At 72.0% G+C, this 9,694-nt stretch carries 6 protein-coding genes; 1 reads left to right on the forward strand and 5 read right to left on the reverse strand.

The features are described 5' to 3' along the window. Window positions 1-102 precede the first annotated feature (102 nt). Complete coding sequence (locus AB0C20_RS32390) at window positions 103-2,544, reverse strand: Tex family protein (protein WP_357569417.1); 2,442 nt, start codon at window positions 2,542-2,544, stop codon at window positions 103-105. A gap of 154 nt (window positions 2,545-2,698) precedes the next feature. Between AB0C20_RS32390 and dgt the strand changes: the two genes are divergently transcribed. After that, window positions 2,699-4,210 (forward strand): dGTP triphosphohydrolase, encoded by a 1,512-nt coding sequence (gene dgt / locus AB0C20_RS32395; RefSeq protein ID WP_112584707.1) that lies wholly within the window; start codon window positions 2,699-2,701, stop codon window positions 4,208-4,210. A 68-nt stretch (window positions 4,211-4,278) separates the two neighbouring features. Here the strand turns inward: dgt and AB0C20_RS32400 are convergent, their stop codons facing one another. From AB0C20_RS32400 to AB0C20_RS32415, 4 genes are all read right to left on the reverse strand, one after another. Further along, window positions 4,279-5,427, reverse strand: coding sequence for an MBL fold metallo-hydrolase (locus AB0C20_RS32400; protein ID WP_357191951.1), 1,149 nt, complete (start codon window positions 5,425-5,427; stop codon window positions 4,279-4,281). A gap of 124 nt (window positions 5,428-5,551) precedes the next feature. After that, a complete protein-coding gene (locus tag AB0C20_RS32405; RefSeq protein WP_357191948.1) occupies window positions 5,552-6,556 on the reverse strand; it encodes a serine hydrolase in 1,005 nt (334 codons plus the stop codon). A gap of 112 nt (window positions 6,557-6,668) precedes the next feature. Continuing rightward, complete coding sequence (locus AB0C20_RS32410) at window positions 6,669-7,589, reverse strand: SDR family NAD(P)-dependent oxidoreductase (RefSeq protein ID WP_357569418.1); 921 nt, start codon at window positions 7,587-7,589, stop codon at window positions 6,669-6,671. Between the two features lie 64 nt (window positions 7,590-7,653). Further along, complete coding sequence (locus AB0C20_RS32415; protein ID WP_357191942.1) at window positions 7,654-8,838, reverse strand: zinc-dependent alcohol dehydrogenase; 1,185 nt, start codon at window positions 8,836-8,838, stop codon at window positions 7,654-7,656. Window positions 8,839-9,694 lie beyond the last annotated feature (856 nt).

Raw genomic sequence — 9,694 nt, forward strand, 5'->3', positions numbered from 1 at the left:
CCGGGGGGTGGCGCGGTGGGGGGGGCCCCCCGCCCCCCTGCTTGATCGCGGGGGGGGGGCTCGCGGGGGGGGCCGGGGGCGGGGTTGACGTGCCGAACGGGGTCAGGCCAGTCCGGCGCGGCGCAGGGCTTCGGCCATTGCGTCATTGGCCAGCGCCGGTGCGCCCTGCCGCTGCTGCCCGCCGCGACCTCCCTGCCCGCCTCGACTGTCCTGGCCGCCTCGACCTCCCTGCCCGCCGCGACCGGCCTGGCCTTCGCGACCGCCCTGGCCGCCGCCGCGACCACCCTGCGGCGCGCGCTGCGCCGGGCCGCCACGTCCCTCCTGGCTCGTCCGACCACCACCACCACCGGCGGCAGCGGGTTCGTCGTCCAGGCGCAGGGTCAGCGAGATCCGCTTGCGGGGTACGTCCACGTCGAGCACCCGGACCTTGACCACGTCGCCGGACTTCACGACCTCGCGGGGGTCCTTCACGAAGGTCCGGGACATCGCCGAGACGTGCACCAGACCGTCCTGGTGCACCCCGACGTCGACGAACGCGCCGAACGCGGCCACGTTGGTGACCACGCCCTCCAGCACCATCCCCGTCGTCAGGTCGCTGATCTTCTCCACCCCCTCGACGAAGGTGGCGGTGCGGAACTCCGGGCGGGGGTCCCGGCCCGGCTTCTCCAGCTCGGCGAGGATATCGGTGACGGTGGGGAGACCGAACCGGTCGTCGACGAAGTCGGTGGCCCGCAGCCCGCGCAGGATGCCGCTCTTGCCGATCACCGAGCGCAGGTCCTGCCCGGTGGTGGAGAGGATGCGGCGCACCACCGGGTACGCCTCGGGGTGCACGCTGGAGGAGTCCAGCGGGTCATCGCCGCCGGGGATGCGCAGGAAGCCGGCGCACTGCTCGAACGCCTTCGGCCCGAGCCGGGCCACCTTCTTCAGTTCGGTACGCGTACGGAACGGCCCGTTGGCGTCCCGGTGCAGCACGATGTTCTCGGCCAGGCCGGCGCCGATCCCGGAGACCCGGGTCAGCAGCGGCGCGGAAGCGGTGTTGACGTCCACCCCCACCGCGTTCACGCAGTCCTCGACTACCGCGTCCAGCGACCGGGACAGCTTCACCTCGGACAGGTCGTGCTGGTACTGACCGACGCCGATCGAGCGCGGGTCGATCTTGACCAGCTCCGCGAGGGGGTCCTGGAGGCGGCGGGCGATGGAGACCGCGCCGCGCAGCGACACGTCCATCCCTGGCAGTTCCTGCGAGGCGTACGCGGAGGCGGAGTAGACCGACGCGCCGGCCTCGGAAACCATCACCTTGGTCAGGTTGAGCTGCGGGTGCCGGGCGATCAGCTCCCCGGCGAGCTTGTCGGTCTCACGGGAGGCGGTGCCGTTGCCGATCGCGACAAGCTCCACCCCGTGCGCCCCGGCCAGCCGGGCGAGGGTCTCCACCGACGCGTCCCACTGCCGGCGCGGCTCGTGCGGATAGATCGTGTCGGTGGCGAGCACCTTGCCGGTGGCGTCCACCACTGCCACCTTCACTCCGGTCCGCAGACCCGGGTCGAGACCCATCGTGGGCCTGGTGCCGGCCGGCGCGGCGAGCAGCAGGTCCCGCAGGTTGGTGGCGAAGACCCGGACGGCCTCCTCCTCGGCCGCCTGCCACAGCCGCATCCGCAGGTCCGCGCCGAGGTGGATGAGGATCCGGGTACGCCACGCCCAGCGGACCGTGTCGGACAGCCAGCGGTCGGCCGGGCGACCCGCGTCGGACACCCCGAACCGGCCGGCGATGGCCGCCTCGTAGCGGGTCGGGCCGGTCGGTACGGCGTCCGCCTCGCCCGCCTCCTCCGACTCCATGGTCAGGTCGAGCACGCCCTCCTTCTCGCCCCGGAACATCGCCAGGATCCGGTGCGAGGGCAGCTTCGGGTACGGCTCGGAGAAGTCGAAGTAGTCGGCGAACTTGGCACCGGCCGCCTCCTGACCCTCGCGTACCCGGGCAACCAGACGGCCCCGCGACCACATCTGCTCGCGCAGCGTGCCGATCAGGTCGGCGTCCTCCGCGAAGGTCTCGATGAGGATCGCCCGCGCGCCCTCCAGCGCGGCCGCGGCGTCGGCGACGCCCTTCTCCTCATCGACGAACCCGGCGGCGGTGGTCCGCGGGTCCTGACCGGGGTCGGCCAGCAGCGTCTCGGCCAACGGGGCCAACCCGGCCTCGCGGGCGATCTGCGCACGGGTTCGCCGCTTCGGCTTGTACGGGAGGTAGATGTCCTCCAGCCGGGACTTCGAGTCGGCGGCCATGATCTGCGCTTCCAGGGCCTCGTCCAACTTGCCCTGGCCGCGGATCGACTCCAGCACCGCGGCCCGCCGCTCGTCCAGCTCGCGCAGGTAGCGCAGCCGCTCCTCCAGTGTGCGCAGCTGGGTGTCGTCGAGCAGGCCGGTGGCCTCCTTGCGGTAGCGGGCGATGAACGGCACTGTGGCGCCGCCGTCGAGCAGCTCCACGGCCGCCCGCACCTGACGCTCGGCCACGCCGAGCTCGTCGGCGATCCGCTGATGAACAGACTGGGTCACGATCTCGATCCGCCTTCGGGAGTGGGTACGCCTGCATTCTGCCGGGCGCGCCCTGGCGCTGTCGCCGCGCCCGGCCGGGGCGGGCGACCGAACCGCGGCGCCCGACCGGGGTGACCGGCGGCGGTCCCGTCGGGCCTGCGCTAGCGTGGCGATCATGGAATCTGCTGCGGAGCCGCGCGCCCGGCGGCTCTTCGGCGGCAGCGCCCGGGCCCTCGGCGACCTCACGGCCAACCCGTTCCGTGCCGACCGGGACCGGATCGTCGGCTCGCCGTTCTTCGCCCGCCTCGGTGGCGTCACCCAGGTGATCAGCCCCGTCGGCTCCGGGCTGCTGGTGCACAACCGGCTCACCCACAGCCTCAAGGTCGCTCAGGTGGCCCGGGCCGTCGCCGAGCGGTTGAGCGCCGACGAACGGTGGCGTGACCTGCTGGACAAGCTCGGCGGCTGCGACCCCGACGTGGTGGAGGCGGCAGCGCTCGCCCACGACCTCGGCCACCCACCGTTCGGGCACCTGGGGGAGCGGGTGCTGGACCGGCTGGCCCGTCAGCGTCTCGGCCTCTCCGACGGTTTCGAGGGCAACGCGCAGTCGTACCGCATCGTCACCAGCACCGAGATTCGCGGCGCGGCCACCACCGGGTTGGACCTGACCGCGGCGGTCCGCGCGGCCATGCTGAAGTACCCGTGGACCCGCCTGGACCACCCCGACCCGCACCCGCGCACCATGGACCCGCCGCCGCGCGGCGCCACCCCGCCGCCGGACGACCCGGAGAGCGGCTCGTCGAAGTTCGGTGCGTACCGGACCGAGCTGGACGACCTGCGGCAGGCCAGGGCACCGTTCGCCGGTCGCATCCCGGACTGGCAGCAGACGGTGGAGGCGTCCGTGATGGACACCGCCGACGACATCGCGTACGCCATCCACGACGTGGAGGACTTCTACCGGGTCGGGGTGCTCCAGCAGGGCTCGGTCTCCGCTGAGTTGATGGCCTGGCAGCGCGAGAGCGGGCAACTGCGGGCGATCACCGACGCGGCGTTGGCCACGGCTGCCCGGCGACCCGGGGCGGCGATCGAGCGGCTACGCCGGCAACTGCACCGCAAGGACGCCTGGATCGCCGACGACGACGCGTTCGCCGCCGCCGTCGAACACGTCCGCGAGGAATTGGTGGACGGGCTGCTCGCGATGCCGTTCGACGGCTCGATCGAGGCCGAGCAGTACGTGGCAAGGTTCTCCGCCCGCTGGTCCACCCGCTTCGTCGAGGCGATAACTGTCACCGAACAGCCGTCGGTGCGCTCCGGGCACGTGCTGCTGGGCTGCGCGCAGTGGCACGAGGTGCAGGTGCTCAAGTTCGTCCACCACCGGTTCGTGCTGGCCCGCCCGGACCTCGCCCTGCACCAGCGCGGCCAGGCCCGGCTGCTGGGCACCCTGGTCGAGGCGCTCTGGGAGTGGTTGCTGGACCCGGAGGAGGAGTCCCGCCTGCCCCGGCGGTTGCACGATCTGGTCGAGTTGGCCGAGGCGGAGCTGCACCCGCGTACCCCGGACCGGATCGGTCGTGCCCGGGGCCGAGCCATCGTGGACTTCGTCGCGCAGCTCACCGACGGTCAGGCGGTGGCCATGCTGGACGCGCTCTCCGGCCGGTCCGGTGCGCTCTGGACCGACGCGTTCGTGCTCTGACCCGACGTCAGGCGACGGCCCGTTGCCAAGTGACGGCCCGACGTCAGGCGATGCCTGCGTGGCCTGACTCAGGCGATGGCCTGCCACCAGCCGTCGACGGCGGGCGGCTCGTCGACCACCACCCGCTCGCCCGGCCGGGGCACGGCGAGCCGCACGTCGCGGGCCTTCGCCTCGGCCCACAGCCGGTCGACCGGCTCGGACCAGTCGTGCAGGGCCAGGTTGAACGTCGCCCAGTGCACCGGCACGAACAGCCCGCCGCGCAGGTCGAGGTGGGCGCTGACCGCCTCCTCCGGGAACATGTGGATCGTCGGCCAGGCCCTGTCGTACGCGCCGATCTGCATCAGCGTGACGTCGAACGGCCCGTGCTCGGCGCCGATCTCGGCGTACCCGTCGAAGTAACCGGAGTCGCCGGTGTAGAAGACCTTGCGACGCGCCCCGGCCACCACCCACGAACTCCAGAGCGTGCCGTCGCGGCGCAGCCCTCGTCCGGAGAAGTGCTGGGCGGCGGTGGCGGTGATCTCCAAGCCGGCGACCTGGTGCGACTCGGACCAGTCCAGTTCGATGATCCGTTCGGCGGGTACGCCCCAGCGGTCCAGGTGCGCACCCACGCCGAGCGGCACCAGGAACGGCGCGGACTGCCCGGCGAGCAGCGCCCGCACGGTGGCCATGTCGAGGTGGTCGTAGTGGTCGTGCGAGATCAGGATGGCGTCCAGCGGGGGCAGCTCGTCGATGCCCACCGGGGGCTCGTGCAGCCGACGCGGGCCGACCAGACCCGAGGGGGAGCACCGCTCGCTCCAGACCGGGTCGAGCAGCACCCGCCGGCCCTCGATCTCGATCAGGGTCGAGGCGTGGCCGTACCAGACGATGTTGAGCTCGTCGGCGCTGTCGGCGGCCCCCGGCCCTCCGGCGCTGGGGCGCAGCAGCGGGAGGGCTGTGGTGGGACGCCGCTTCTGCTTGCCGAAGATCAGCTCGCGGACCAGATTGCGCCCCGGCTCGGCGATCATCGTGCGGGTGCCGGCCCGGTTGTGGAAGGTGCCCTCGCGGAACTGCGGCGAGCGGGCCGCCCGTTCGGCCCGCGCCCCGCTGAGCCGGCCACCCAGCGCCGCCGGCACATCCCGGGCGACCCAGGCCAGGCCGGCCAGCGCGGCCAGGCCAGCGGCGCCCCGCATCCGCCGCCCGAGCGACCGTTCGACGTCCGTGTTCTGCGCTCGTGCCATTGCCGTCCCTCCGACGTGTCCGCCCTACACGGTAGTCACCCGGACCGACCCGTGCCTCGGTGGTCGCCACGCCGGGTCGGTCGCCGGCAGCGGCGACCGACCCGGGAGGGACTGACGACGTGCCCTAGCCGCCGTTGCTGGGGCGTCGGGCGGTGATCCGGAACGTCTTGCCGACGCCCGCGATCCGATCGACAGCGGCCAGGAACTTGGGGCCCATGGCGGCCCGGGCCTGCACCGCCGGATGGGTCGCGCCGAAGTCCTCAGGGTTGGCCTGACCATCGGCGAAGAGGGCGTAGGTGAGCACCGCAGCGCCGGAGCGGTCGAAGATCACGCCGGCCTCGTGCCGGGCGTCGGCGTACCAGCCGGCCTTGGTGGCGATCCGGGCCCGCTCGTCGGAGGACATCGTGCGCCGGATGCCGTCGGTGAACGCCACCGGGGAGCGCAGGATGCCCAACAGGTACGTCGTCGAGGCGGGGGAGAGCAGCGTGCCAGCGACCAGGGCGCGCAGCAGGTCGTGCGTCTCCCGTGGGGTGCTGGTGCCGAGGAAGAACCGGTTCGGGTTGGCCACCGGCTGGACCTGGGTGTTCGGGAAGCCCTTGGCGACCAGGATGGAGTTGATCTCGGCGGCCGGGGCGACCAGCCCGCACAGCCGCACCGCCGTGTCGTCCGAGACGGTCAGCAGGTTGGCCAGCACGTGCCCGATGGTCACCAGGCTCGGGTACGCGCCGTCCAGGCTGAAGATGCCGTCACCGCCCGGTACGACGATCGCCGCGCTCACCTCGACCTGCTGGTCCAGGGTGAGCAGCCCCCGGTCGACCTTGTCGAGCACCGCCGTGGCGACGGCGATCTTGTTGACGCTGTACGCCTCGATCCGCCGGTCCGCGTCGGCCTCGACCGCGACCACCGGAGCTCCGGCCGGGTCGGCGACGCTGACGTACGCCTGCCAGTTTCCGCCGGCCGCGGCGCTGTGCTTGGCGAAGACGGAGGCGACCCGAAGGGCGGCCCGAGCGGGGGTTGTCGGTGCGGCCTCGGTGGTCTCGGCGGCGCTCGCCGGGGCGGCAGCGCCCAGCACCGTGCCGGCGGTGGCCACCGTGCCCAGTCCGAGTGCCGTTCTGCGGTTCAGTCGCATGGTCAATCGTCTCCCCGATCGTGGTGTGCCTGAGCGCTTGCTGGCCCACCACCCTAGGCGAGTTGATCGACGCACGATGCCCCCGAATATGTCCCGAACAGTCCCGAACAGGTCAACCGAACCGTCGGCGCAGTGCGGCGTGCACAGCTCCGACCGGTCCGAACAGGAGTTGCCGCAGGTCGGGCAGGTGACCGCCGCGGACAGCCTCACCGGAGGGGTTCGGAGCGAAGACCGAGCCGTCGTGCGCGGCGACTGACTGTCCACTCAGTCCCGCCGCCCGCATCAGCGGGCCGACGAGGACGTCGTAGACCCCCGGCAGCACTGTGAAGCCGGCCCGCAGCACCACGTTGAGCCGGCCCACCGAGACCTCCCGGCGGGGTCGGTCCACGCAGTCCACGATGGCCCGCGCCACCCGCTGCGGGCCGGCGACCGGCGGCGGAGGCCGCCCGATCCGGCCCAGATAGTTGGCCGCCTGCTGGTACACCGGTGTGTCCACGCTGCCCGGGTTGACCAGACACAGCCGGATCTCCGGGCTGTCCCGCAACTCCTGCTGCACCGTCCGGGCCAGCCCCTGCAACCCCCACTTGCTCGCCACGTACGCGCTCATGTACGGCGCGGTGATGTGCCCGAGCACCGAACCGGTGAGGATCACGGTGCCGGCCCCGGCGGCCCGGAAGTGCCGCAAAGCCACCCGCACCGAGCCGGCGGCGCCGAGCAGATCGGTCCGTACCACCTGGTCGAAGACCCGTTCCGGCAGCTCGTCGAAGCGCCCGTAGGCCATCACCGCCGCCGTGTGCACCCACACGTCGACGCGGCCGAAGCGGTCGATCGCGGCGCCCACGAGCGCGTCCAGCGCGCCCGGCTCGGTCACGTCGGTCGGCACTGTCAGCACGTCGACGTCGGCGCACTCCGCGCGTACCTCGGCCAGGGTCGTGGTGGCGCGAGCGGCGAGGACCAGGCGGTCGCCGCGCTCGGCGAACGCCCGGGCCGTCGCCCGGCCGATCCCGCTGCTCGCGCCAACGATCACGACCACCCGGCTCACGGTGCCACTTGAATTCGTGACTGCGGGGCTCGCAACCCCGGCTCACTCCTCGCACTCATGGTTCGAGGACGACCTTGATGCAGCCGTCCTCCTTCTTCTGGAACATCTCGTACGCCTGCGGCGCCCGAACCAGCGGCACCCGGTGGGTACGCAGGTCCTCCACGCCCAGCGGGTCGTCGTCGCCGGAGAGCAGCGGCAGAATCTCGTCAGTCCACCGGCGCACGTGGCACTGCCCCATCCGCAACTGGATGCCCCTGTCGAACATCTCCATCAGCGGCATCGGGTCCGCCTCGCCGCCGTACACCCCGGAGAGCGACACGGTGCCGCCGCGACGAACCGCCTTGAGCGCGGCGTGCAGCACTGACAACCGGTCCACGCCCGCCCGGTCGGTCATCGTCTGGGCCAACTTGTCCGGCAACAGCCCGGCGGCGGTCTGGGCCAACTTCCCCGCCGGCGAACCGTGCGCCTCCATCCCGACCGCGTCGATCACCGCGTCCGGGCCGCGCCCGTCGACCAGATCGATCAACGCGCCCGGCACGTCGGACAGTTGGCTCACGTCGAGCACCTCGATGCCGTGCCGGCGGGCCAACTCCAGCCGCTCGGGCACCAGGTCCAGCCCGATCACCCGGCCCGCGCCGAGGTGGCGGCCGATCCGCGCGCAGAACTGCCCGACCGGGCCCAGGCCGAAGACGGCCAGGGTGCCACCCTGCGGGGTGTCCGCGTACTTCACCGCCTGCCAGGCGGTGGGCAGAATGTCGGACAGGTAGAGGTAGCGCTCGTCCGCGCCGGTCTGCGGGATCTTGATCGGCCCGAAGTGAGCCTGCGGGACGCGCAGGTACTCGGCCTGCCCGCCCGGCACCGAACCGTAGAGCGAGGTGTAGCCGAACAGGGACGCACCCTTGCCCTCGCTGGTGACCTGGGTGGTCTCGCACTGCGCGTAAAGCTGGCGCTGGCACATCCAGCAGCTGCCGCAGGCGATGTTGAACGGCACCACCACCCGGTCGCCAGGCTTGAGCCCGGTCACCTCCGACCCGACCTCCTCGACGATGCCCATCGGCTCGTGTCCGAGGACGTCACCCGGCTTCAGGTACGGCCCGAGCACCTCGTACAGGTGCAGGTCGGAACCGCAGATCGCGGTCGAGGTGATCTTCACGATCGCATCGGTCGGCTCCTCGATCCGAGGGTCCGGGACCTCCTCGACCCGTACGTCTCGCTTGCCCTGCCAGGTGAGCGCCTTCATGTCCATCATCCCTTCTCACTGCCGTCTCGAAAGACTGCTACCCGGGCTAGGGCACTTGAACCGGCCGCCCGTCCCTGGCCTGTCTCCGGCCCTTGGATGGTCGCGGTGAGGGCTGGGGGCTGAGGGCTGGGGGCTGGGGGCTGGGGGGCTGGGGGGCGACCGTCCCCGGCTTCGGGCGGTCAGGCTTGATCCCTACGCCGGGGACGGTCGCCCCCCAGCCTGTATCTGGCTTGACCCCGTGCCCGGCTTGACCCTGTGTCTGGCTTGACCCTGTGCCCGGCTTGACCCCATTCCGGCTTGACCCGCGTCTCGGTGTGCCAGCGCCTGGTGTGCCCGCGCCTGGCGTGCCTCGTGCCTCGGAGCGAGTCCAACCCAGTGCGCAGGCAGCATTTCCCCAGCGGCACATGATCCACTCGGGTTTCATGAAGTCGGCCTGTCAACGCGCCTCGGATACCGCGACTTCAAGGAACGCGAGTCGATCAATCCCGTGCGCTTCGTGGCCCGGCCCGTCGCCCAGCCGGTGGCCCGGTCGGTGGCTTGGTGGGTGGCTTTGGTGCACGGCTTGGTTCGTGGTACGGCTTCGAGCCTGTGGGGTGGGTGCGGGTTGCTATTGCTTGTGCACTCCGGAGCGGAGCCAACGAGCCGCGCATCCGGGCGGCAATATGCGCGCCTTGATGGTCTTTGTCGCGCTGGTGTGCGACTCGTCCGGGCCGAGATCGAGTTGATCCACTCGCGTTCCTTGAAGTCGCGGTAACCGGCGCCGGCGGTTTCAAGCGGCTGTTGCGACTAGGTGTTTGTGGAGTACCTCGGCTGGATTCTGCCAGTCGAGGGTTTGGCGTGGTCGTCCGTTGAGTTC

It is taken from the genome of Micromonospora sp. NPDC048843, assembly GCF_040649965.1.
Lineage (GTDB): Bacteria > Actinomycetota > Actinomycetes > Mycobacteriales > Micromonosporaceae > Micromonospora > Micromonospora hortensis.